Below are 24,581 nucleotides of genomic sequence, written 5' to 3'. Positions count from 1 at the left end.
GGAAAGTGATTGCTGCGTGTGTACCTAATCAACCATGTGATGGGGTATAAGATCCTCTGTTTTCAGGCAACGTAAGCCAAGGAGGTGATACCCATATGCCGCACAACAAACCCGAAAAGATCCATAACCAACAGAACAAAGATAGCATTAGGGAAGAAAACATCGCTGTTCGTCCAGCCAAAGCAGCCAAAAGAGTACCGAGTCTGAACGGTATTCCCAAGCAGGAGTCCTAAAATTATCTAAACTGTCGATCTAATGCGTGCCTCCCGAAATTCTGCGGTTCCCTACCGGTGCGTTGAACATGTCTCTGATGAGGATTATAATGGAGACAGGGAGATGTCCCGGGACAGGGGGATCGCTAGAATTATATGCAAACCGGACTTATATTGTGGTTTTTATTTATTAATGTAGTTGGTTATCTGGTGATGTCGGATGATAAGAGGCGTGCACAGCAGCGTCGTGACCGTACACCTGAACGGACGTTATTCTTGCTTGCATTTATTGGCGGTGCTTTGGGAGTCTGGATCGCGATGTATCGGAAGAGGCATAAGACCAAACATCTCAGCTTCACCATTGGCATTCCGTTGTTGTTGTTCTTGAATGCAGTAATCTATGGTTACTTTATTCAATGAATTCATGGAACACACATGCGTAACCATTCCTTCTGTGTTTTTAATTGTAGGATTGGAGATATCGAACTGGACTTACGTTGAAGTGAAGGTGTATCGTTAATTTGTCTGATATGTAAATTCATTCGTATAAATGGTTCATAGTGACTCCGGGACGTTTAAGGAGTTATATGGTTCTGTTAGTTTATTGGATGTCAGACCGAAGCTTGCTTCGCGTGCTCTACATATAAAGGAAGGGACGGGATTCACATGTTATTTTCCAAAATATTAGTGGCTTATGATGGTTCCAAAGCTTCAAATAAAGCGCTTGATCGTGCAATTGAGCTAGCCAAAGTGTCCCCGAATGCAGTATTGGACGTCATTCATGCTTTTGATTTCCCGCGTGTATTCATCGGTGAGGGGCTGGCTCCACTGCCACCTTCCCTTAATAATGATTACTACAATCTGGCGGTGCAGACAACAGATGAAGCGAAAGAGAGAATCCAGGCTGCGGGTGTAACTGCCAATGTGGATCTGATTCAAGGAGCGGCTGCGGAAGTGTTGCTTGATTTCGCCAAAGAAAATGATTCGGATATCATTATTATTGGTAGCCGTGGACTTGGCGGAATTCGTGAATTTGTCCTGGGAAGTGTCAGTCACAATGTGGTGCAACATGCTCAGGTTCCGGTACTGATCGTAAAATAATGGATGAAGTATGCACGCACTGAAAAAGCAGGGAGCCGGTTGTCTTCGAGAGATTGAAGAGGAGCCGGCTTTCTTTTATGGGATGAAATGGATGGCTAACCGAATTCAATGAAGCAATTCCCGAACATTATATTTGTCAATATGTTAAATGTTCGTCTTTAAGTTGACATTAGCTGTAGGGGATTGTTAGAATGTTAGATGTGTCGATCAGGTAAGAATAAGGTCGAGTAGGAACGAAATGTGTAATAATAGATTGCGAAAATGAACGAAGATAGTTTGATAGATATTTGCTCGTATAACGCCGGGAATAGGGCCCGGAAGTATCTACCCGGGAACCGTAAATTTCCGGACTACGAGGAGATACGGCTGAGAGTCGCATGCAATCAGATGCGGACAGCAAGCCCCCTTTTGGCATGCCCAAATGAGGGATACGTATTTCTTGGAGTCCGGTGTCCGAAGAAAATGTGATGTTTTCGCGGGTAGCGGATTTTTTCATTTCACACGTAATAAGAGTTCCTTCATATCAGATGTAATCAAAAAAGCTCAGACGGGAGTTGGATGTATTCATGTCACTGCAAGTCGCTGTAATTATGGGCAGCAAGTCAGATTGGGAAACGATGAAGCATGCATGCGAGGTTCTGGATGAACTGGAGATTGGGTATGAGAAAAAGGTGGTCTCAGCCCATCGTACACCGGATTTGATGTTCGAATACGCAGAGCAAGCAATCGATCGAGGATTCAAGGTAATCATTGCAGGCGCAGGCGGGGCAGCACATCTGCCCGGGATGGTTGCTTCCAAAACGATGCTTCCGGTCATTGGCGTTCCCGTTCAATCCAAAGCATTGAACGGTCTCGATTCCTTGTTGTCCATTGTTCAGATGCCCGGTGGTATTCCCGTCGCAACTGTAGCGATTGGCAAGGCAGGGGCAACCAATGCAGGATTGCTGGCAGCTCAGATGATCGGTGCATTTGACCCGGATGTCCAACGTCGCTCTGAAGCTCGAAGAGAGCGCATCAAACAGGAAGTACTCGAAAGCAGTGAAGAGCTATGAGTAGAGCCGCGAACCAATCCGGCATAGCAGGAGAATTACAGAAAGTTCTGCTCCCCGGGAAAACAACCATCGGCATTCTTGGAGGTGGACAGCTCGGACGGATGATGACGCTCGCAGGAACGGCAATGGGATACCGATTCGTTACTCTTGATCCGGCTTCGGATGCCCCTTGTGGTCAAGTGGCTCGGCAGATTGAAGCGGGATATGACGACGCCAAAGCTGCGCTTGAACTGGCTCGGCAATGCGATGTCATTACGTATGAATTCGAAAATGTGGATGCAGAAGTCGCTGGCCTGCTGGAGCGGGAGTCCTACGTTCCGCAAGGAAGTGCGTTATTGTACACCACACAACACCGGTTGCGAGAAAAGCGTGCGATTGAAGCTGCTGGAGTAAGAGTGGCGCCTTATCGGGAAATCACGAGTGCGGATACGATGCTCGCTGCTGTAAGCGAACTTGGCGTGCCATCTGTACTGAAGACGGTGACTGGAGGTTACGATGGCAAAGGCCAACGTGTAATTCGGGAAGCGAGTGAGGCTGTTGCCGCATACGAAGAACTTGCAGCTACAGGTGCGGAACTGGTGCTGGAACAATTCATCAAGTTTGAATGCGAGATTTCGGTCGTTGTAGCGCGTAGTACAAATGGGGAGATCAAAACGTTCCCGCCAGCGGAGAACATTCATGTAAATAACATTTTGCATGCTTCCATTGTACCGGCTAGAGTTGCCGCAGATATCCAGATTGAAGCTCAAAAGCTGGCAGCCGCGGTGGCAGAATCAATGAAGGCTGTTGGGCTGCTGGCTGTGGAACTGTTTGTAGCGTCGGATGGAAGACTGTACGTCAACGAACTGGCACCAAGACCACATAATTCCGGTCACTATACGATGGAAGCTTGTGCGACTTCTCAGTTCGAACAACATATCCGTGCCATCTGCGGATTACCACTCGGTGACACTTCGTTATTGAGTCCGGTTGTTATGGTCAATGTGCTTGGAGAACATCTGGAAGGCATTATCGCAAGAACAGGGCAACCTGATGCGGAAGCGATAGAACTCGGTGTGATTCCCAAGCTTCACATATATGGTAAAACCGAAGCAAAAACAGGACGGAAGATGGGGCATGTGAATCTGCTCTGTCAGGATGTTGAAGAAGGATTGCAATGGATTGAACAAACTAACCTCTGGAGGAATACAAATTCATGATTGAACGTTATAGCAGACCCGAAATGAGAGCCATCTGGACCGAAGAGAACAAATTCCAATCGTGGCTGGAAGTTGAAATTTGTGCATGTGAGGCGTGGGCCGAACTGGGTGTAATCCCTAAGGAAGAAGCAGCATTGCTTCGTCAGAATGCATCTTTTGACATCGACCGCATTTATGAGATTGAAAAGGAAACACGTCATGACGTTATCGCATTTACACGTACGGTATCTGAAAGTCTGGGTGCAGAACGTAAATGGGTGCATTACGGACTGACTTCCACAGATGTCGTGGATACGGCTCTGGGTTATGTACTGCGTCAAGCGAATGAGATTCTGGAAAAGGATATCGTGAATTTCATTGAAATTCTTCGTGAAAAAGCACTGACCTATCAGCACACACCAATGATGGGACGTACGCACGGGGTACATGCAGAGCCAACAACATTTGGACTGAAAATGGCGTTGTGGCATGAAGAGATGAAACGGAATCTGGAGCGTTTCCGTCATGCAGCAGACAATGTACAATACGGCAAAATCTCAGGTGCAGTAGGAACATACGCGAACATCGATCCGTTTGTCGAAGAGTTTGTCTGCGAGAAGCTGGGCACAAAGCCAGCGCCGATCTCGACTCAAACATTGCAACGTGACCGTCACGCAGAATATATGGCTACACTGGCGTTGATCGCAACGTCCCTGGACAAGTTCGCTACAGAGGTACGCGCACTGCAGAAGAGTGAATTCCGTGAAGTGGAAGAAGCTTTTGCCAAAGGTCAAAAAGGATCTTCCGCGATGCCGCACAAACGTAACCCGATTGGTAGTGAAAACATCTCCGGCCTGTCTCGCGTCATTCGCGGACATATGGTATCGGCATATGAGAACGTAACGCTCTGGCATGAACGCGACATCTCGCACTCTTCCGTAGAACGTATCATTCTGCCCGATGCAACGATGCTGCTGAACTACATGCTGAACCGTTTTGGTAACATCGTGAAGAACCTGACCGTATTCCCTGAAAACATGAAACGCAACATGGAGCGTACCTACGGGGTACCGTTCTCCGGTCGCATCATGACGAAGCTGATCGACAAAGGCTTCAGCCGCGAGCAAGCGTACGATACCGTTCAACCACGTGCGATGCAAGCATGGGAAGAACAACGTCAGTTCCAGGATATCGTGAAATCCACCCCGGAAATCACGGAAGTACTGAACGAAGAAGAAATCGCAGATGCGTTCAACCCGTCATGGCACCTGAAGCACGTAGACACCATCTTCAAAAAACTCGGCTTGAACGACTAATATATAACTCCCATAAGGCTACAGCTCAGAATGATGGAATAGCAGGGAACGAAGAGGACAGAAATAAGCTGAAGAAGTGAAGCGTTCGCCTTTATCCCCGGACTTTCACTTTGAAAAAGTGGAATCAAAAAATCTGGGGATAACAGCGATCGGAAGATTGTTCTGTCTTCGGAGTGGAGTCCACACCATCAGGATTCTGATCTTAGCCTTACATCTCCACGAAAGAAGGTGAACCCATGGCACTGTCCACTGCGGCAGATCTCGTTAAAGCACCTCTGTTATATAAAGGAAAAGTACGTGAATTGTACGATCTGGGTGAACATTTTCTGATCGTGGTTACCGACCGAATCTCGGCATTTGATTACGTGCTGGACCCGGCGGTTCCCGAGAAAGGAAACGTATTGAATAAACTCAGCAGTTTCTGGTTTGAACTGACAGGTAACATGATGGAGAATCACGTCGTTCATACCGATGTGAATCAACTGGGTGATCTCATCACAGACCCAGAATTGCTCAAAGACCGCATCATGGTAACCCGCAAAGCCGAACGCATTGATATTGAGTGTGTCGTGCGTGGATACATCACTGGTGGTGGATGGAGACAATATGAGACAAGCGGTGAAGTGAATGGCATTAAACTGCCTGAAGGACTGCGCAAGAACGCCAAGCTCGAGGTTCCCATTTTCACACCGGCAGCCAAAAATGATGTAGGGCATGACGAGGACATTTCGATGGATCGCATGAAAGAACTCGTGGGAGACGGACTTGCAATGGAGCTTCAGGAAAAAAGCTTGCGCCTGTACGAATTCGCGCGTGATTATTGTGATCAGCGTGGCATCATTCTGGCAGACTGCAAATTCGAGTTCGGCATCGTGGATGGCAAGGTCATCCTGATTGACGAAATCTTCACCCCTGATGCTTCACGCTTCTGGGCCAAAGAGAATTATGAACTCGACATCGAGATCGACAGCATGGATAAAGAACCAGTGCGCACCTATCTCGCTGGAACGGATTGGGACAAGAACAGCAAACCGGATCCACTCCCGCAAGCCGTAGTTGAAGCAACAACCGCCAGATACGTCGATATTTATAACCGTTTAACGGCACAATAAATTAAATTGTTTTCACGTAAATGGTCAGTCTCGACCATTACACACCGTGCAACGTAAAGGTTTAGGCCTTTAAAAAACACCGCATGGACTAGCGGAGGGGCGGAATTGTTCTTAAAGGAGCGAAGCGTTCGCCTTTGTCCCCGGGTTTTGACCGCAGAGCGGGCTAAAACAATCCAAAAAACCTGGGGACAACCAGCGACCGGAAAGAACAATCCGCCCCGGAGCAATCACTAGACCATTACACACCGTGCAACGTAAAAGGTTTAAGCCTTTAAAAAACGTCGCATGGACTAGCGGAGGGGCGGAATTGTTCTTAAAGGAGCGATAGCGTTCGCCTTTGTCCCCGGGTTTTGACCGCACAGCGGGCCAAAACAGTCCAAAAAACCTGGGGACAACCAGCGACCGGAAAGAACAATCCGCCCCGGAGCAAGCTCCAAAAGACACTTTTTTTAACAGCATAAAGCATTTATCCCGTTCATTACTGAGGAGGAACATAAGGATCATGATTAAAGCAACCGTATATGTCACTATTAAGCAAAGCGTACTCGACCCGCAAGGCGTAGCCGTTCAAGGAGCCCTGCATTCGATGGGATTTAATGAAGTTGAAAGTGTACGGATTGGTAAAGTCATGGAACTGAACTTGGATACGACAGATCGTGCGGAAGCGGAGAAACGATTGAAAGTGATGTGTGAGAAGCTGCTCGCGAACACCGTTGTTGAAGATTACCGCTACGAATTGGAGGGTTAATCTCATGAAATTTGCAGTTCTTGTGTTCCCTGGCTCCAACTGCGACATCGACTGTTACAAGGCAGTGGAAGACGCGATTGGACAAGAGGTTGATTATGTATGGCACACGGCTACAGATCTATCGGCTTATGATTGTATTCTGGTTCCGGGTGGTTTCTCTTACGGAGACTATCTGCGCTGTGGAGCGATTTCCCGCTTTGCACCGGTAATGAACGAGGTAGCGAAAGCTGCTGAACAAGGTAAATATATTTTGGGCATTTGCAACGGATTCCAGATCCTGACGGAAGCGGGATTGCTTCCAGGTGCCTTGATCCGTAACACATCCCTGAAATTCCGTTGTCACGATACGGTCTTGAAAGTAGCGAATGCTGATACTCCATTTACACGTGATTATGCGCCGGGCGAAGAGATTATCATCCCGATTGCTCACGGTGAAGGCAACTATTATTGCGACGAGGAGACGCTCGCCAGTTTGCAAGCGAACAACCAGATCGTATTTACGTATGGCACGAACCCGAACGGTTCCCTGGGTGATATCGCGGGAGTCTGCAACGAGGGCGGAAACGTGGTCGGTATGATGCCGCATCCAGAGCGTGCAGTAGACTCACTGCTAGGTTCGGAAGACGGCAAACGTATGTTTACATCTATTTTGAAAGCATGGAGGGATCGGCATGACGCAGCAGCTATCCGCTAAGGAACCTACAGCAGAACAGGTCGCAGAACATAAACTTTACGCACAGATGGGCGTGTCTGACAGCGAGTATGAGCTGATCTGTGAGTTCATGGGCCGCAAGCCAAATTACACGGAAATCGGTGTATTCAGCGTAATGTGGTCTGAGCACTGCGCATACAAAAACTCCAAACCGCTCTTGCGTCGTTTCCCGACAAGTGGCCCTCGTGTCCTGATGGGACCTGGTGAAGGTGCCGGAATCGTGGATATCGGTGACAACCAGGCCGTTGTTTTCAAAATTGAAAGCCATAACCACCCTTCCGCGGTAGAACCTTATCAAGGCGCGGCAACAGGTGTGGGCGGCATTATCCGTGATATTTTCTCCATGGGTGCCAGACCTGTAGCATTGCTGAACTCCCTGCGTTTCGGCAAGTTGGAGAGCGATCGCGTTAAATATTTGTTCGAGCATGTCGTAGCCGGTATTGCGGGATATGGTAACTGTATCGGTATTCCTACGGTTGCGGGTGAAGTCATGTTTGACGAGAGCTACGAAGGTAACCCACTGGTTAATGCCATGTGTGTGGGTCTGATTGATCATGACAAGATTCAGCGCGGTGTAGCCAAAGGTGTAGGTAACCCGGTGTATTACGTTGGGCCACCAACAGGTCGTGACGGTATCCACGGTGCAACGTTTGCATCCGTTGAGCTGACAGAAGAATCCGAGTCCCAGCGTACAGCCGTTCAGGTTGGTGATCCGTTCATGGAGAAACTGGTCATGGAATCCTGTCTGGAATTGATCGACACGGGCATCGTGCTGGGTATTCAGGATATGGGTGCTGCGGGCTTAACATGTTCGAGTGCGGAGATGGCAAGTAAAGCAGGCAATGGTCTGGAATTGTATCTGGATCAGGTACCGCAACGTGAAGAAGGCATGACACCTTACGAGATGATGCTGTCCGAATCTCAGGAGCGTATGTTGTTCGTCGTTGAGCCGAAGGATGAGGCGCAGGCGATGGAAATCTTTGAACGTTGGGGCGTAATCTGTGCCAAAGTCGGTAAAGTTACGGATGATGGTCGTTTGAAATTGATCCATCACGGCGAAGTGGTTGGCGATATGCCAGTTACGGCACTGGTTGACGAGTGTCCGGTGTATGACAAACCTTCTTCTGTACCTGCTTACTATGAAGCCAGTGCTTCCATCGACACGCTCCGTTATGACGAAGTGTCGGATCTCGGTGGAGCGCTGAAACAAGTGCTCGCTTCGCCAACGGTGGCAAGCAAGAAGTGGGTCTATGATCAATACGACTACATGGTGCGTACAAGCACTGCCGTTCGTCCGGGTTCGGATGCAGCCGTAGTTACGATTCGTGGAACACGCAAAGGTCTCGCGATGACTACCGACTGTAATGGACGTTATGTATACCTTGACCCTGAAGTTGGTGGAAGAATTGCGGTTAGTGAAGCTGCGCGTAACATTGTATGTTCTGGTGCAGAGCCACTGGCAATTACGGACAACCTCAACTTCGGTAACCCGGAGAAGCCGGATATTTTCTGGCAAATGGAGAAAGCGGTAGACGGTATGGCAGAAGCTTGCCGTGTACTGGATACGCCGGTCATCGGTGGTAACGTAAGTCTGTACAACGAAAACGCCAAAGGCTCCATCTATCCAACGCCAGTTGTCGGTATGGTAGGTCTCGTTCATGATACGGATCATATCACGACACAAGCATTCAAATCCGAAGGTGATGTGATCATCCTCCTCGGTGAAACCAAAGCTGAACTCGGCGGCAGCGAGTTGCAATACGCGGTTCATGGTCAGACTGAAGGTCGCCCGCCAGAACTGAATTTGCAAACGGAAAAAGCGTTGCTCAGCACGGTGCTGGAAGCAATCCAATCCGGTCTCGTTCGCTCTGCACATGATTTGTCTGAAGGCGGCTTGGCTGTAGCACTCGCGGAATCTTGTATCAGTGGTAATGTAGGCGCACAGGTGAATGTGGAGACTGCACTGCGTGCAGATCACGCCCTGTTCAGTGAGAGCCAGTCCCGTATCTTGTTGTCGGCTACGCCAGAGCAAGCGGGTAAACTTGAAGCATTTGTACGTGAGCGTGGTGTGCCTGTAGCTGTAATTGGCCGTGTAGAAGGAAGTAACCTGACGATTGAATTGAACGGAACATCAGCCGTGAGCGAACCTGTAGGAGGTTTGGCTCAGGTCTGGGAGGATGCGATTCCATGTCTCATGAACTGACGACAGGACCGTTGTGGACAGGCGATTATTATAATGAAGGGTCCGGCAAGGAAGGACTCGACAAATTGAAGGAAGAATGCGGCGTGTTCGGGGTGTTTAGACACCCTGACGCCGCTTCGCTCTCCTATTATGGACTGCATGCGCTGCAACATCGGGGCGAAGAAAGTGCAGGCATGTGTGTGAGTGATGGCAGCCAGTTTAACTATCATCGCGGCATGGGTCTGGTGAAGGAAGTTTTCACCAAAGACCTGATGCAGACTTTAACCGGGGACATTTCCATTGGACATGTCCGGTATTCCACAAGTGGTGACAGTAAACTGACGAACGCACAGCCATTGGTGTTTAAATACCGTGATGGCGATCTGGCGGTAGCGACCAACGGAAACATTGTGAATGCACCAACGATCCGGCGTGAGCTGGAGCAGAGCGGTTCCATTTTCCAAACAACAAGTGATACCGAGGTTATTGCGCATCTGATTGCACGTTCCTCCAAAGGGCTTGTGGAAGCAGCCAAAGAGGCGTTCCAGCGCATTGTCGGCGGGTATGCGTTCCTGATCATGACCAACGACAAGCTTCTCGTGGCTTCCGATCCGCACGGACTTCGTCCGCTGACGATGGGTAAGCTGGGAGATGCGTATCTGTTTGCATCCGAGACATGTGCGTTGGAAACGATCGGCGCAGAATTAATTCGTGACATTGAACCTGGTGAACTGCTTGTGCTGGATGCCGATGGTCTGCATGAAGATCGCTTCGATCATCACAAACACCGCAAGGCTTTATGTGCGATGGAATATATATATTTTGCTCGTCCAGATAGTGATATGAATGGTGCGAATCAGCATGCTGCCCGTAAACGGATGGGAAGCCGGATGGCGATTGAGTCGTTTGTGGATGCGGACTTGGTTACGGGGGTACCAGATTCCAGTATCTCAGCGGCCATTGGTTATGCGGAGCAAACGGGTATTCCGTATGAGATGGGTATGATCAAGAACAAATATACTGGACGTACGTTTATCCAGCCAAGTCAGGAATTGCGTGAGCAGGGCGTGAAGATGAAGCTGAGCGCCGTGCGACGCGTTGTGGAAGGCAAACGAGTTGTCATGATTGACGACTCCATTGTACGGGGAACCACTTCCCGGCGGATCGTGAACATGCTGCGTGATGCAGGAGCAACGGAAGTTCATGTGCGCATTACATCACCACCTTTCAAAAACCCGTGTTTCTATGGCATCGATACGCCTGATAGCCGCGAATTGATTGCCTCACAGCTGTCAGTGGAAGAGATCTGCCGTGAAATTAATGCGGATTCCCTGTCATTCCTCAGTCCGGATGGACTGATCGCATCCATTCAGGGAGATAATCAGAATGATCCAAAAGGCGGGCTTTGCCTCGCATGTTTTGATAATGATTACCCAACCCGCCTCGACTTTGGTGGCGAAGAAAAATTCGGTTGCAGCTGTTAATCCATGCGGATGAGAAAGAGCTATAACGAAGGCGATGTATTTTTGATTCCGATGAAGGATGGCCGATTTGCAATATGTCAGGTGGTATGCGCACTTAAAGACCGTTTCAAAAAGGCATTTTCGTTCGGCGTGATGAGCATTCAGCGTGACGAAACCGAAAGGTTGGAAGATGGCGATTTTCTCTTCTATTCCTTTGGGAACCGGAGAAGCAACGTCATATTTACTTCTCCGGCCAATATCCGAAACGGAATGTGGAAGATCGTGGGAAACATCCCTTTGACTCCCGAAAAGGAAGAACTGAGAGTGTTTCAGTGTGCAGGGCATTTATACTGCGGCGATGAGTACATTCGTAACCTCCAGATTGAGGAATATAGCCAGTATAATACGCTAGGCGCAGCCGGGTATGAATTGGTGCAGATTCATCTGTTAGAGATGGAGCAAGGATAGATGGGTTGGACGAGACATTAACACGATAAAAACTTGAGATAATGGCAATTGGAAGGTTGTTTTGTTATCGAAGTATAGTAAGAGTTAATAATTCAGTTCAATTTTTATAAGATACGAAGGGTGTGAGGGTTGTGTCTGAAGCATATAAAAAGGCCGGCGTCGATATCGCGGCAGGTAATGAAGCGGTTGAACGGATGAAAAAACACGTGAAGCGTACCTTCCGTCCGGAAGTGATGACAGATCTGGGTGGATTCGGTGCCCTGTTCGGTTTGAACAAAGATAAATACGATGAGCCAGTGCTTGTATCGGGTACGGATGGCGTAGGCACCAAGCTGAAAATTGCATTTGCGATGGATCGTCATGACACGATCGGAATCGACGCGGTGGCCATGTGTGTGAACGACATTGTGGTACAGGGTGCAGAACCACTCTTCTTCCTTGACTATCTGGCTTGTGACAAAGTTATCCCCGAGAAGATCGAAGCTATTGTTGCGGGTATCGCTGAAGGCTGTCATCAATCGGGTTGTGCGCTGATCGGTGGCGAGACGGCAGAAATGCCAGGCATGTATAGTGAAGGTGAATACGATATTGCCGGATTCACGGTAGGCATCGTGGACAAAGCGAAGATCATCAACGGTACAACCATCGCTCCTGGCGACACAGTGATTGGACTGGCTTCCAGCGGTGTGCACAGTAACGGATTTTCGCTGGTGCGCAGACTTTTGTTGGAAGATGCGGGACTTGATCTGCATGATGAAGTCGCGGAACTGGGTGGTAAGCTGGGTGATTCCCTGCTGGAGCCGACGAAGATCTATGTTAAACCCCTGTTGTCCCTGCTGGAAAAGGTAAAAGTAAAAGGTATGGCTCACATTACAGGTGGCGGCTTCATCGAGAATATTCCACGTATGTTGCCGAGCAACGTCAATGTGGATATTGACTATGGCTCTTGGCCGATCCTGCCGATCTTCAACCTGTTGCAGGACAAGGGATCTGTCTCGAACCGTGACATGTTCACCACATTTAACATGGGTGTTGGGCTTGTACTGGTTGTTAATGAAGCAGATGCAACCGAAGCTCTGCAACAACTGAAAGCATCTGGTGAAGAAGCGTACATCATTGGACGTGTTACTGAAGGAGACGCGCGAGTAACCTTCACGGGAGCGGATGTTTAATGGTGAACTACCGCATAGCTGTATTTGCCTCTGGTGAAGGGACTAACTTTCAGTCATTGGTCGATGCAGTACGGAACGGTGGGCTGGATGCATCCGTAGATCTGCTCGTGTGTGATAAACCGTCTGCTCGTGTTGTGCAGCGGGCACAGGACGCAGGCGTGGATTGTCATCTGTTTACTCCGAAAAATTATGCTTCTCGTGAGGCCTATGAGGCTGAAATCGTGGAAGTGCTTGAATCCAAAAAAATCGACTTGGTCGTTCTTGCGGGATATATGAGATTGCTGACTTCTGTTGTTGTGGATCGTTACGCAGGGCGCTTGATTAACATTCACCCGTCCTTGCTACCGGCATTTGCAGGTAAAGATGCGATTGGACAGGCACTGGAGTATGGTGTGAAAATAACGGGCGTAACCGTGCATTTTGTGGACGGAGGCATGGATACTGGACCGATTATTGCTCAGCATCCGGTTCCCATTTTGCCAGAGGATACGCCTGAGTCAATCAGCCGTTCCATCCATGCAGCCGAACAGCAGCTATATCCTGAGGTTGTTTCCTGGTTCGCTCAAGGTCTGGTTCATTTAGATGGACGTCATGTCACTGTTAACAAACCGGTTTGATATAAGTTGAAATTTTTTTACACATTAACGGAGAGGACAGAAAAAACCTGAAAAAGCGAAGCGTTCGCCTTTATCACCGGATTTTCCCTTTAAGAAAAGGGAATCAAAAAATCTGGGGATAACAGCGATTGGAAGGTTGTTCTGTCATCGGAGTGTCCGTGTAAACATCTTAGTTCCACTTATATAACAGAAGTCGAATATTGGTACGCATTTTGTGATATTTCTCGGGAAATAAATCGGCTGTGTTTCGTCAGGAAACGCGAAGCCATGGGACATTAAAGGAGGAGCATATTGTGAGTATCAAAAGAGCGCTGGTCAGCGTATGGGATAAAACAGGCATCGTGGACTTTTGCCGCGAGCTGTCGCAAATGGGTGTGGAGATTATTTCGACAGGAGGTACAAGCAGCCTGTTGTCGAAGGAAGGCGTACCTGTCATTGGAATTTCGGATGTGACCGGGTTCCCGGAGATCATGGACGGACGTGTTAAAACATTGCATCCGGCAGTTCATGGTGGGTTGCTGGCTGTTCGTGACAGCGAAGAGCATAAACGCCAGATGGAAGAGAACGGATTGGATTATATTGACCTCGTTGTCGTAAACCTCTACCCCTTCCAAGATACGATCGCCAAACCGGATGTGACGTATGAAGACGCGATCGAGAACATCGATATTGGTGGACCAACGATGCTTCGTTCTGCTGCCAAAAACCATGCTTTTGTTAGTGTCGTTGTGGACACAGCAGATTATGGCCAGGTGCTTGAAGAAGTTCGCAGCAATGGCGATACCACCCTCGAAACACGCAAACGGCTTGCGGCAAAAGTGTTCCGCCATACAGCGGCTTACGATGCAGTTATTTCTGACTATCTCTCCAACCTGAACGGTGATCCACTGCCAGAACGTCTGACGGTTACTTACGAAAAACTCCAGGATTTGCGTTATGGCGAAAATCCACATCAGCAGGCGGCATTCTACCGCAAACCGCTGGCGGCTCAAGATACGTTGACAACAGCCGAGCAATTGCATGGCAAGGAGTTGTCTTACAATAACATCAACGATGCGAACGCAGCATTGCAGATTGTCAAAGAATTTGAAGAACCGGCGGTTGTTGCGGTTAAACATATGAACCCATGCGGTGTGGGCATTGGCGCAAGTATCTATGAAGCATACAGCAAGGCATATGCTGCAGATCCGACGTCGATCTTTGGTGGCATTGTGGCAGCGAACCGCATTATCGACAGCGATACAGCAAGCAAATTAAGCGAGATTTTCCTGGAAATTGTACTTGCTCCTGACTTTACGCAAGAAGCACTCGATATCCTGACGAAGAAGAAAAACATTCGTTTGCTCAAAACGGGTGAACTGAACGCTGCTCGTAAACGGGAGAGCCAATTCGTGGTAACGTCCATCGACGGTGGTATGATCGTGCAGCAGTCCGATGTACATTCCATCGAAGCGAGCGAGCTTAACGTGGTGACGGATCGTGCACCATCGGAAGAAGAACTGAAACAGCTGTTGTTCGGCTGGAAAGTAGTCAAACACGTGAAATCCAACGCGATTGTACTGGCTTCGAATGACATGACAGTAGGTGTGGGCGCTGGACAAATGAATCGTGTGGGTGCAGCCAAAATTGCGATTGAGCAAGCTGGCGAGCAAGCAAAAGGCGCTATTCTGGCATCCGATGCGTTCTTCCCAATGGGTGATACGCTGGAACTGGCAGCTAAAGCCGGAATTACAGCAGTAATTCAACCTGGTGGTTCAATCAAAGATGAAGAGTCCATCAAAGTAGCCAATGAATACGGGATTGCCATGGTCTTCACAGGCGTTCGTCACTTCAAACACTAGAGTGTAAAAGGTTCAAATAAGGGGTGTCGCCAGTCATACTTATGACCTAGGGTACACCCCCTATTTTTTAGGTTTATCATCTCAAAATAATGTAATAAATCCAGTTATGCACGGAGGGGGAGCAGAGCGAATGGATATTCTGGTAGTAGGCGGCGGTGGCCGGGAGCATGCAATCATCTGGGCACTGGCGAAGAGTCCGAAGGTAGGCAAGATTCATTGTGCACCGGGAAATGCAGGCATTGCGCAGCTCGCTGAGTGTCATGCCATTGCGGTGAATGAATTCGATAAACTAACGGCTCTTGCTGTAGAGCTTAAAGCGGGATTAGTGGTTATCGGTCCGGATGATCCGCTGGCGGATGGAATCGTGGATGCATTTGACTCCACTGGTATTCCGGTATTCGGACCTCGTCGCAATGCAGCAGAGATCGAGGGAAGTAAAACATTCATGAAGGATCTGCTTTATAAATACAATATTCCAACGGCAGCCTATGAGAAATTCGATAACTATGAACAGGCTCAAGCATACCTGAATGAACAAGCCATTCCGGTTGTCATCAAGGCAGATGGACTGGCAGCGGGTAAAGGTGTGACGGTAGCTTATTCGCGTGCTGAGGCTGATCAGGCACTTCGCAGCATCATGGTGGATAAAGTGTTTGGTGAAGCGGGAGCCAAAGTCATCATCGAGGAATTCCTTGCAGGGCAGGAAATGTCCATTCTGGCTTTTGTGGATGGAGAGACAGTTCGTCCGATGGCCGCAGCACAGGATCACAAACCTGTATTCGACAATGATCAGGGGCCAAACACAGGCGGTATGGGTACATACTCACCATTGCCTCATATTCCTGCATCCATTATTGAAGAAGCCGTGGAGACGATTATCAAACCAACAGCTAAAGCAATGGTATCCGAGGGCCGTCCATTCCAGGGTGTATTGTTTGCCGGACTGATGATCTCGCCCGATGGCAAACCCAAAACAATTGAGTTCAACGCACGATTCGGTGATCCAGAGACGCAGGTAGTATTGCCACGTCTGAAGAGCGACTTGTTCGATATCTTCTGGGCCACTGTTCATGGCAAGCTGGCAGACATTGAGATTGAATGGAGCGATGAAGCGGCTGTATGTGTGGTGCTTGCTTCCGGAGGTTATCCGGGTCCTTATGCCAAAGGTGTAGTCATTGAAGGACTGGATCAGGTGAATGATGCCGTGGTATTCCACGCAGGTACAGCGCGTAATGAAGCGGGAGACTGGGTCACCAACGGTGGACGGATCCTGGGTGTAGTTGGCCTTGGGGCTGACATTGCTGAAGCTAGAAACAAAGCCTATGCACAGGCAGAGCATATTCAATTTAATGGCAAACATCAGCGGACGGATATTGCTGCTAAAGCACTCGTATAGATTGACATAAGAGCCCGTAAAGATGTGTACCGAAAGGTATTTGCATCCTGCGGGCTCTTTGCTGCGTATATAGATGTATCTGTGCAAATGGCCGAACTAGTCCATACGGGAAAAGACTTAGAGAAGATACGAAACGACATTAAATCAGATGAATCAAGCATGTTTAATGCCCTGAAGTACAGGGTAGTATTTTTATAAATTGGACTATACTAAATATGTGAACAATATCACATTATGAAGTAATATCAATCATATTATCTAAAGTACCGTAACATACATAGAGACTAATTTGTGAACATTATACTGTAAGCTTGTGCCAAACCATAACGTGCAACTGGATGGTTGAGTGGAAAACATGGTATACTTTTCGGAAACAGGAATGAGTACGAGGGGAGGTGGATATCTATTGGGTAGGCGATATTGTAAATTGTCCAAATGGCGAATCTAGGTGGAGTTGAGCGAGGAACAATTGACAGCATGAGGGGTAACCCGATTTGAATGAAGAAGTTTCTGCAAGTCATTGACTTCATCTTGAATTCCTGTTTTGTAATTTTACAAGGTCAAACGTAAGACTTATACAAAAATTATCATTAAAATCGATTTTATATAAGGCAGACGTCGTGTTGAAAGACTAACAGCGGATGAATGGTTAACACCGTTAACGGCTCACGCTGTAACTATCTCTGGAGGTGAATCCCTGAGAATCGGGGAAATCATTGGACATAATTACCATATTGAATATCGCTTTACTTATTATCTTGATTGCATTGACTGCATTTTTCGTAGCATCGGAGTTCGCTGTAGTCAAAATTCGTACATCAAGAGTGGATCAACTGGTCGCTGAAGGCAATAAAAAGGCAGTACTCGCCAAAAAAGTTGTCTCGGACCTGGATTATTATCTGTCAGCCTGTCAGCTCGGTATTACGGTCACTGCTCTGGGACTGGGAGCACTCGGAAAACCGACGGTTGAGAGATTGTTATACCCGGTATTCAATTATTTAGATGTGCCTGCTTCAATCTCATCCATTGCTTCATATGCAATTGCCTTTATCCTTGTCACGTTCTTGCACGTGGTTATTGGTGAGATGGCACCCAAAACGTTGGCGATTCAGTTTTCTGAAAAACTGACGTTGATGCTCTCTCCATCGTTATACTGGTTTGGTAAAATCATGTATCCGTTCATCTGGGCGCTCAATGGAGCCTCACGTGTTATTTTGCGGGGATTCGGTGTAAAGCCTGCCGGACATGATCAAGCCTACTCGGAGGATGAGATCAAAATCATCATGAACCAGAGTTATGAAGGGGACGAGGACAACAAGACCAAGCTTTCGTATCTGGAAAATGTATTTGTGTTCGATGAACGTGATGCCAAAGACATCATGGTTCCACGTACGGAACTGGTGACTTTGAATCAGGATATGACCTATGACGATATTATTCCTATATTGGATGAACATAACTATTCACGTTACCCTGTCATCGAAGATGGGGACAAAGACCGCATTATCGGCGTTGTGAATGTGAAAAAGATTTTACCTGACATGGTTGCCGCAAGATCGTATCAACTAAGCGAGTTCGTTCGAGAGATTCCGTTTGTTTCCGAAGTTACACGGATTCAGGATGCGATGATTAAAATGCAGCAGGAACGTGTACACATGGCTGTAGTCGTGGATGAATACGGTGGTACTTCGGGAATCATTACGATGGAGGATATTCTGGAGGAACTGGTCGGTGAGATTCGAGATGAATTCGATGCTGATGAGGTAGCTGATATCCAGGAGACCGGAGAGAATCAATATCTCATTAATGGTCGGGTACTTTTGGATGAAGTGGAGCGGCAGTTCGGGCTTAGCTTTGAAGGAAACGAAGAGATGGACACCGTGGCCGGATGGATTCAGTACCAGAAGGGTGTAGGTGTGGAAAAAGGCGACACGGTAGAACACGGCGATTATGTCTGGACCGTTGTCGATGCCGAGAACTATCACATCAAGCAAGTGCTCCTGGAACGAGTGAGCGGCGCTGAGGTTGAGGAAGCAGCTAGCGATCTGGCGTAATTTTAGCCGAGAATCTTGTGAAACTTCAAATATTTTTGACAACGTATCAGTGTAGGGGACGGAATCGATTCTGAAGAAGCGCAGCGTTCGCGTTTGCAAACCAATTTTAAACCACTGAAAACAACAATCAGCGAAATTGGGAGGCAATGGCGATTGGAAGAACGAGCCGTCACCGGAACGTCACTCGTGCAACCTTATTTTAAATTTTAATGGAGGTGAATCCCTCAACCTGAGGGAAATCATTGGACGGAATAATAGCCTTGAATTTATTTTTAGTAGCTGTATTTATAGGTCTGACAGCCTTTTTCGTTGGAGCCGAATTTGCAATTCTTAAAGTACGGATGTCCCGAATCGATCAATTGATCTTGGAAGGCAATAAAAAGGCAGTACTCGCCAAAAAAGTGGCGCACAACCTGGATTATTATCTGTCTGCGTGTCAATTGGGGATTACCATCACGGCACTGGTATTGGGAGCCTTGGGTGAACCTACCGTTGAGAAAATGCTGCACCCGCTATTTGAACGCATGGAAGTGCCTGCGGCGTTGTCTACTGTGCTTTCCTATGGTATTGCGCTGGCAATCATTACGTTCCTGCACGTGGTTATTGGTGAATTGGCACCGAAAACACTGGCGATTCAGTTTGCAGAGAGAATGACGCTGTTGCTGGCACCACCATTGTACTGGTTCGGTAAAATCATGAATCCGTTCATCTATGCGTTGAATGGAGCTGCACGTCTGTTGCTTGGCATATTTGGTGTAAAACCTGCCGGGCATGATACCGTTCACTCGGAAGAAGAGCTGAAGCTGATTATGGCACAGAGCTATGAGAGTGGCGAGATCAACCAGACAGAGCTGGACTATCTGAAAAACATTTTTGCTTTTGATGAGCGTTTGCTTCAGGAGATCATGATTCCAAGAGATAAAATCGTTACCTTGAATAAAGAAATGCCACTTGATCAGATCATTGAGACGCTGAATCGACATGAATACACGAGATATCCTGTTATTGCAAATGGAGATCAGACGCATTTTGTTGGTTTCATCAACACGAAAGAAATGCTGACAAGTGTGGCTGCAGGCCGTGCCTTTAATATGGAGACATTTGTCCATAATACGCCGAGTTTCTCCGAGCGCTCTCCGATCAAGGACGTGCTGATCCAGATGCAGCAAAGCCGTGTACACATTGCAACCGTGAAAAACGAGGCAGGTGTTACGGTAGGTATGGTTACGATGGAGGATATCCTTGAAGAGATTGTCGGAGATATCAAGGATGAATACGAGCACAAAGATTTGGTGAACCCTCCAAAAAGAATGAAATTGGTTTAACAAGCAATGCGAAAAAGACATTACAGAATTAGCGAAGCAATGTAATTGTAGTAACGATAAACAGGTTCCCGGTGTAATCGGGGCCTGTTTTTTTGGTTTACATCTTAATTTTAAAATAAATGCTTGCATATTGTAGTCCAATGGATTAATATAAATTTAAAGAATCTTAATTTAAAGATAAATACCGAAAATCAATACAATAAATAAAAGAAGCACATCTAACTTATGATATTACTAAAACCAAGGGAGTGGAGATTATGTTCAGAACTTCAGGAATCCATCATATTACAGCTTTTGTAGACGATGCACAGAAAAACGTTGATTTTTACGCAGGTGTGTTGGGCCTCAGACTGGTGAAAAAAACAATTAACTTTGATGCACCGGACGTGTATCACTTGTATTACGGGAATGAGAAGGGTGCACCGGGCACAATCATCACCTTCTTCCCGCAGCAGAATTCAAGAAGAGGTGTCATTGGGTCAGGTCAGACTGGAGTAACCGTATATGCGGTTCCGGTGGGAAGCCTGCCTTTCTGGAAAGAACGTCTTGCATCCTTTGATATTCCATATGAAAATAAAACCAGATTCGGTGAGCAGTACATCCGTTTCTTCGACAAAGGCGGCCTGTTGCTTGAACTGGTAGAGCGCGAAGGTGGTCAGCCAAGCAACTGGACGTTCAACGGTGTGACACCGGAGCATGCCATCAAAGGATTCGGCGGTGCGGTACTGTTCAGTCATGTTCCTGAGAAAACCATGGACGTATTAGTGAGCAAACTGGGTCTGGAGCAGGTCGGTGAAGAGAACGGACTGCTTCGTCTCCAGGCAAGCGGCGATATCGGTCAGATCATCGATATTCAGTCTACAGGCATCCAACGCGGGATTGGCGGAGCCGGAACGGTTCACCATATTGCATGGCGTGCGAAAGATTATACCGAGCATGAACAAATCCAAAAGGATCTTGAACAATCCGGATATCATCCAACACCAGTCATTGACCGTCAATACTTCAATGCTGTGTATTTCCGGGAGCCGGGAGGCATACTGTTTGAATTGGCTACAGATCCTCCGGGATTTGCACGGGATGAACCAGCAGAGAGCATGGGCGAGAAACTGATGTTGCCTGAATGGTATGAACCACAGCGCGAGCAGATTGAACAATTGTTGCCACGAATTGAAGTACGTGAATGGAAGGGAGAGTCCAAATCATGACCACAACCAATACAATGAAACATATCTATAAAGCAGGTGCACAGGCGGATGCGCCAACCATCCTGTTGCTTCATGGCACAGGGGGAACCGAGAATGATCTGATCGGTCTTGCGGAGATGATTGCGCCAGGAGCTGGCATACTTGGAGTACGAGGTAACGTATCGGAGAACGGGATGCCCCGTTTCTTCCGCCGCTTGGCCGAAGGTATTTTTGATGAAGAAGATCTGATTGCTCGTACGGCAGAGTTGGGATCTTTTGTAGATGCAGCTGCAGTGGAATACGGTTTCGATCGGTCGAACGTTTATGCACTGGGCTACTCTAACGGTGCCAACATTGCGGCAAGTCTAATCTTCCATCAAGCGGATGTATTCAAAGGTGCAATTCTGCATCATCCAATGGTACCGCTGCGCGGTCTGGAATTGCCGGGTCTGAAAGGTCTGCCTGTGTTTATTGGTGCAGGCGAGAACGATCCGATTGTACCAAGACGTGAAACCGAGGAACTCGCTTCGCTGCTCAGCGGTGCAGGTGCCGATGTAACCATGCACTGGGAGCGTCAGGGTCATCAACTAACGCGTACCGAGGCAGAAGCTGCGGCAGCTTGGTTTAAGACACAGGCGTAAATTGGGTGAATCGACGGTTATGAAACAGTTAGAGACAGCCTGATCGTGAAGATCGGGCTGTTTTTCCATTTTTAGCTGATCATCAATAGGCAGAGGAAATGATTGACTGGTGTTATGTAAACGGTACTAACCGGGTAAACATTTGAATGTGTGTTAGATAACCTTGTATGCTTGTTTATATAGCTATGCACGACATCATGAACTGGAGGGGTTAATGTGGAACGTAACATTAAGGAACTGGTACAGCGGATGACACTGGAGGAAAAAGCGGGTATGTGCTCGGGACTGGACTTTTGGCATTTGAAAGGGGTGGAGCGTCTTGGCATTCCATCCATCATGGTGACGGATGGACCTCATGGGCTGCGGAAGCAGGATGGCAGTGCAGATCATCTGGGTCTGACGTCGAGCGTGCCCGCAACCTGTTTCCCGTCTGCGGCAGGACTGGCTAGTTCATGGGACAAGGATCTGGCGCGTCAGGTCGGAGTAGCCTTGGGTGAGGAATGTCAGGCCGAGGATGTAGCGGTACTGCTTGGGCCGGGTGTGAATATTAAACGTTCTCCGCTGGGCGGGCGTAATTTTGAATACTTTTCCGAAGATCCGTTGTTATCCACGCAGATGGCTACGGGTCATATTCAGGGTGTGCAGAGTCAGGGTGTGGGTACGTCTCTCAAACACTTTGCAGTCAATAATCAGGAAGAACGGCGCATGTCGATTGATGCGGTGGTGGATGAACGGACGCTGCGCGAGATTTATCTGGCGAGCTTCGAAGGTGCGGTGAAGGATGGACAGCCGTGGACGGTGATGTGTTCCTACAACAAGGTGAACGGCACGTATGCAGGTGAGAATGAATGGTTGCTGACGGATATCCTGAAAGACGAATGGGGACACGAAGGTCTTGTGGTATCAGACTGGGGCGCGGTTAATGAACGTGCAGACGCCCTTGCAGCAGGACTTGAACTGGAGATGCCAACAAGCGGTGGAATCGGTGAGCGTAAAGTGATCGATGCTGTAGAGAGTGGAAAATTGCCGCTGGACAAGCTGGATCGGGCGGTGGAGCGTCTGCTTACGCTGATCTTCAATGCGGTTGATCAAAAACAAGATGGGGCCACATATAACAAGGATGAGCATCACCAACTTGCGCGCAAGGTGGCCGCCGAGAGTATGGTTTTGCTGAAAAATGAAGAGGGTCTTCTGCCGCTGGGGCGTGAAGGAAAAGTGGCGTTAATCGGGGCATTTGCGCGTAAACCTCGCTTCCAGGGCGGTGGCAGTTCCCACATTAATCCGACCAAAGTGGATGATATTGTGGAAGAGATGACACGGGTGGCTGGCGAAGGTGTAACCTTCACTTATGCCCCGGGTTATCGGATTGAAGCCGATGATGTGGATGATACATTAATGCATGAGGCTGTCCAGGCAGCGAAGTCGGCGGATACCTCCGTGGTGTTTGTAGGATTGCCGGACCGTTATGAATCCGAAGGGTATGATCGAGCCCATCTGCGCCTGCCTGACAATCATATTCGGCTAATTGAAGAGATTGCGAAGGTGCAATCACGCGTCGTCGTGGTGTTGAGCAATGGATCTCCAGTGGAGATGCCTTGGCTGCCAAAGGTGCAAGCGGTGCTCGAAGCGTATCTTGGTGGACAGGCGGTTGGTGGAGCGATAGCTGATCTGTTGTATGGAGAGGTGAATCCATCCGGTAAACTGGCAGAGACATTTCCTGCCAAACTCAGCCATAATCCATCTTATCTGAATTTCCCGGGCGAAGGAGATCGTGTCGATTATCGGGAAGGCATCTTTGTGGGTTACCGCTATTATGACAAAAAAGAGCTGGAGCCCCTGTTCCCGTTTGGTTATGGACTGAGTTATACAACATTTGAATATGCTGATCTGGAGGTAGATCGTACAGAACTGACCGATCAGGATGAGGTAAATGTACATGTCCGGGTCACCAATACTGGTGACAGAGCGGGCAAGGAGATTGTCCAGCTGTATGTCAGTGATGTAGAGAGCACAGTTATTCGTCCAGTCAAAGAACTGAAAGCTTTTGCCAAAGTGGCTCTTGATGCTGGAGAGTCAAAAGTAGTGAGCTTTACATTAAGCAAGCGTTCATTCGCCTATTACAATGTGGATATGAAAGACTGGCATGTGGAGACCGGAGAGTTCGAGATTCAGGTAGGCAGCTCCTCCCGGGATATTCATGTGCACACACGTGTGAACGTAGAGTCTACAGCGACATTCCTTCCAACTTATACGCGTAATAGCACATTGGGAGATATCCAGCGTGATCCCGCCCATAAAAAGCTGCTCGAACAGGCTTTGCAACAATTCCAGGAGGCTAGTGGATTTGGTGGTGATGATGCGGGTGATCATGCGGATATGATGGATGCGATGATGAAATATATGCCGCTGCGTGCACTGGTAGCGTTTAGCGGTGGGGCTATGACGGAGGAAGCGATGAATGAGCTTCTGGAGCAGCTGAACAACAAGGATCATGGTATTCGTGGATAAGGGGAGTAGCCGCTCTAAGTCGAATATTCGTCCATTCTTGGATGGAGTGACTGTGCAATCCGTGCAGGACTTGAGCACGAAGCAACAAGAATGTGTATATGAGGGCCAGCCGCATAGTGGCTGGTACAGTTACCCGATCCGATCATGGATCGGGTTTTCTTTTTGCATAAGGGAAAAGAGGGGAAAGGAACGGTGGGATAGGATAATCCATGCAACGCAACAGAAAGTGATAGAAACGACAGGACGGCTGTAACACTGATGAAGCAACATGGTTGTGGTAGAGGATGGATTATTCT

Annotated in this window: 21 protein-coding genes and 1 riboswitch; all 21 genes read left to right on the top strand. The window is 48.1% G+C overall.

Features of this window, described 5'->3' with window-relative positions; translation table 11 throughout:
• The first annotated feature begins 95 nt into the window (after nucleotides 1–95).
• A complete protein-coding gene (locus ACTHPG_RS25750; protein WP_186327993.1) occupies nucleotides 96–233 on the top strand; it encodes a hypothetical protein in 138 nt (45 codons plus the stop codon).
• Nucleotides 234–368: 135 nt separating this feature from the next.
• On the top strand, nucleotides 369–632 hold the full coding sequence (locus ACTHPG_RS25745) for a DUF1294 domain-containing protein (protein ID WP_440392221.1): 264 nt from the start codon (nucleotides 369–371) through the stop codon (nucleotides 630–632).
• A 246-nt stretch (nucleotides 633–878) separates the two neighbouring features.
• Complete coding sequence (locus tag ACTHPG_RS25740) at nucleotides 879–1,313, top strand: universal stress protein (protein WP_047840488.1); 435 nt, start codon at nucleotides 879–881, stop codon at nucleotides 1,311–1,313.
• Between the two features lie 271 nt (nucleotides 1,314–1,584).
• A riboswitch (purine riboswitch) is annotated at nucleotides 1,585–1,686 on the top strand.
• A 193-nt stretch (nucleotides 1,687–1,879) separates the two neighbouring features.
• Nucleotides 1,880–2,365 (top strand): 5-(carboxyamino)imidazole ribonucleotide mutase, encoded by a 486-nt coding sequence (gene purE, locus ACTHPG_RS25735; protein ID WP_105602018.1) that lies wholly within the window; start codon nucleotides 1,880–1,882, stop codon nucleotides 2,363–2,365.
• On the top strand, nucleotides 2,362–3,564 hold the full coding sequence (gene purK, locus ACTHPG_RS25730; protein ID WP_440392220.1) for a 5-(carboxyamino)imidazole ribonucleotide synthase: 1,203 nt from the start codon (nucleotides 2,362–2,364) through the stop codon (nucleotides 3,562–3,564). Before purE ends, purK begins: the two co-directional genes overlap by 4 nt.
• The gene (purB, locus tag ACTHPG_RS25725) at nucleotides 3,561–4,859 is read left to right on the top strand and encodes an adenylosuccinate lyase (RefSeq protein ID WP_340910496.1); all 1,299 of its coding nucleotides are present in this window, start codon (nucleotides 3,561–3,563) and stop codon (nucleotides 4,857–4,859) included. Before purK ends, purB begins: the two co-directional genes overlap by 4 nt.
• A gap of 236 nt (nucleotides 4,860–5,095) precedes the next feature.
• A complete protein-coding gene (locus tag ACTHPG_RS25720; RefSeq protein ID WP_440392219.1) occupies nucleotides 5,096–5,971 on the top strand; it encodes a phosphoribosylaminoimidazolesuccinocarboxamide synthase in 876 nt (291 codons plus the stop codon).
• 502 nt (nucleotides 5,972–6,473) lie between these two features.
• Nucleotides 6,474–6,719 carry a phosphoribosylformylglycinamidine synthase subunit PurS gene (purS, locus tag ACTHPG_RS25715; RefSeq protein WP_017690695.1) on the top strand — a complete coding sequence of 82 codons (246 nt, stop codon included), beginning with the start codon at nucleotides 6,474–6,476 and terminating at the stop codon, nucleotides 6,717–6,719.
• A gap of 4 nt (nucleotides 6,720–6,723) precedes the next feature.
• Nucleotides 6,724–7,413 carry a phosphoribosylformylglycinamidine synthase subunit PurQ gene (purQ, locus tag ACTHPG_RS25710; protein WP_440392218.1) on the top strand — a complete coding sequence of 230 codons (690 nt, stop codon included), beginning with the start codon at nucleotides 6,724–6,726 and terminating at the stop codon, nucleotides 7,411–7,413.
• A complete protein-coding gene (purL, locus tag ACTHPG_RS25705; RefSeq protein ID WP_440392217.1) occupies nucleotides 7,391–9,634 on the top strand; it encodes a phosphoribosylformylglycinamidine synthase subunit PurL in 2,244 nt (747 codons plus the stop codon). Before purQ ends, purL begins: the two co-directional genes overlap by 23 nt.
• Nucleotides 9,619–11,097, top strand: coding sequence for an amidophosphoribosyltransferase (gene purF / locus ACTHPG_RS25700; RefSeq protein ID WP_440392216.1), 1,479 nt, complete (start codon nucleotides 9,619–9,621; stop codon nucleotides 11,095–11,097). Before purL ends, purF begins: the two co-directional genes overlap by 16 nt.
• Before the next feature lie 3 nt (nucleotides 11,098–11,100).
• Entirely contained in the window at nucleotides 11,101–11,544 is a 444-nt protein-coding gene (locus ACTHPG_RS25695; protein ID WP_440392215.1) for an immunity 26/phosphotriesterase HocA family protein, read from the top strand.
• 131 nt (nucleotides 11,545–11,675) lie between these two features.
• The gene (gene purM, locus ACTHPG_RS25690) at nucleotides 11,676–12,716 is read left to right on the top strand and encodes a phosphoribosylformylglycinamidine cyclo-ligase (protein WP_440392213.1); all 1,041 of its coding nucleotides are present in this window, start codon (nucleotides 11,676–11,678) and stop codon (nucleotides 12,714–12,716) included.
• Nucleotides 12,716–13,333 carry a phosphoribosylglycinamide formyltransferase gene (gene purN / locus ACTHPG_RS25685; RefSeq protein WP_440392212.1) on the top strand — a complete coding sequence of 206 codons (618 nt, stop codon included), beginning with the start codon at nucleotides 12,716–12,718 and terminating at the stop codon, nucleotides 13,331–13,333. The genes purM and purN overlap by 1 nt, the downstream gene beginning before the upstream one ends.
• A gap of 293 nt (nucleotides 13,334–13,626) precedes the next feature.
• Nucleotides 13,627–15,174, top strand: a complete 1,548-nt coding sequence (gene purH / locus ACTHPG_RS25680) for a bifunctional phosphoribosylaminoimidazolecarboxamide formyltransferase/IMP cyclohydrolase (RefSeq protein ID WP_440392211.1) — start codon at nucleotides 13,627–13,629, stop codon at nucleotides 15,172–15,174.
• A gap of 130 nt (nucleotides 15,175–15,304) precedes the next feature.
• The gene (gene purD, locus ACTHPG_RS25675; protein ID WP_440392210.1) at nucleotides 15,305–16,570 is read left to right on the top strand and encodes a phosphoribosylamine--glycine ligase; all 1,266 of its coding nucleotides are present in this window, start codon (nucleotides 15,305–15,307) and stop codon (nucleotides 16,568–16,570) included.
• A 716-nt stretch (nucleotides 16,571–17,286) separates the two neighbouring features.
• On the top strand, nucleotides 17,287–18,624 hold the full coding sequence (locus ACTHPG_RS25670; RefSeq protein ID WP_440392209.1) for a hemolysin family protein: 1,338 nt from the start codon (nucleotides 17,287–17,289) through the stop codon (nucleotides 18,622–18,624).
• 242 nt (nucleotides 18,625–18,866) lie between these two features.
• Nucleotides 18,867–19,949, top strand: a complete 1,083-nt coding sequence (locus tag ACTHPG_RS25665) for a hemolysin family protein (protein WP_440392208.1) — start codon at nucleotides 18,867–18,869, stop codon at nucleotides 19,947–19,949.
• A 257-nt stretch (nucleotides 19,950–20,206) separates the two neighbouring features.
• Complete coding sequence (locus ACTHPG_RS25660) at nucleotides 20,207–21,157, top strand: ring-cleaving dioxygenase (RefSeq protein ID WP_440392207.1); 951 nt, start codon at nucleotides 20,207–20,209, stop codon at nucleotides 21,155–21,157.
• 14 nt (nucleotides 21,158–21,171) lie between these two features.
• Entirely contained in the window at nucleotides 21,172–21,777 is a 606-nt protein-coding gene (locus tag ACTHPG_RS25655) for an alpha/beta hydrolase (RefSeq protein ID WP_440392229.1), read from the top strand.
• A gap of 216 nt (nucleotides 21,778–21,993) precedes the next feature.
• Nucleotides 21,994–24,285, top strand: coding sequence for a beta-glucosidase family protein (locus ACTHPG_RS25650; RefSeq protein ID WP_440392206.1), 2,292 nt, complete (start codon nucleotides 21,994–21,996; stop codon nucleotides 24,283–24,285).
• Nucleotides 24,286–24,581: the final 296 nt, after the last annotated feature.

The organism is Paenibacillus sp. SAF-068, assembly GCF_051967555.1.
In the GTDB taxonomy this organism is placed as follows: Bacteria; Bacillota; Bacilli; order Paenibacillales; family Paenibacillaceae; genus Paenibacillus.
This window is presented reverse-complemented; position numbering and strand designations above follow the sequence as displayed.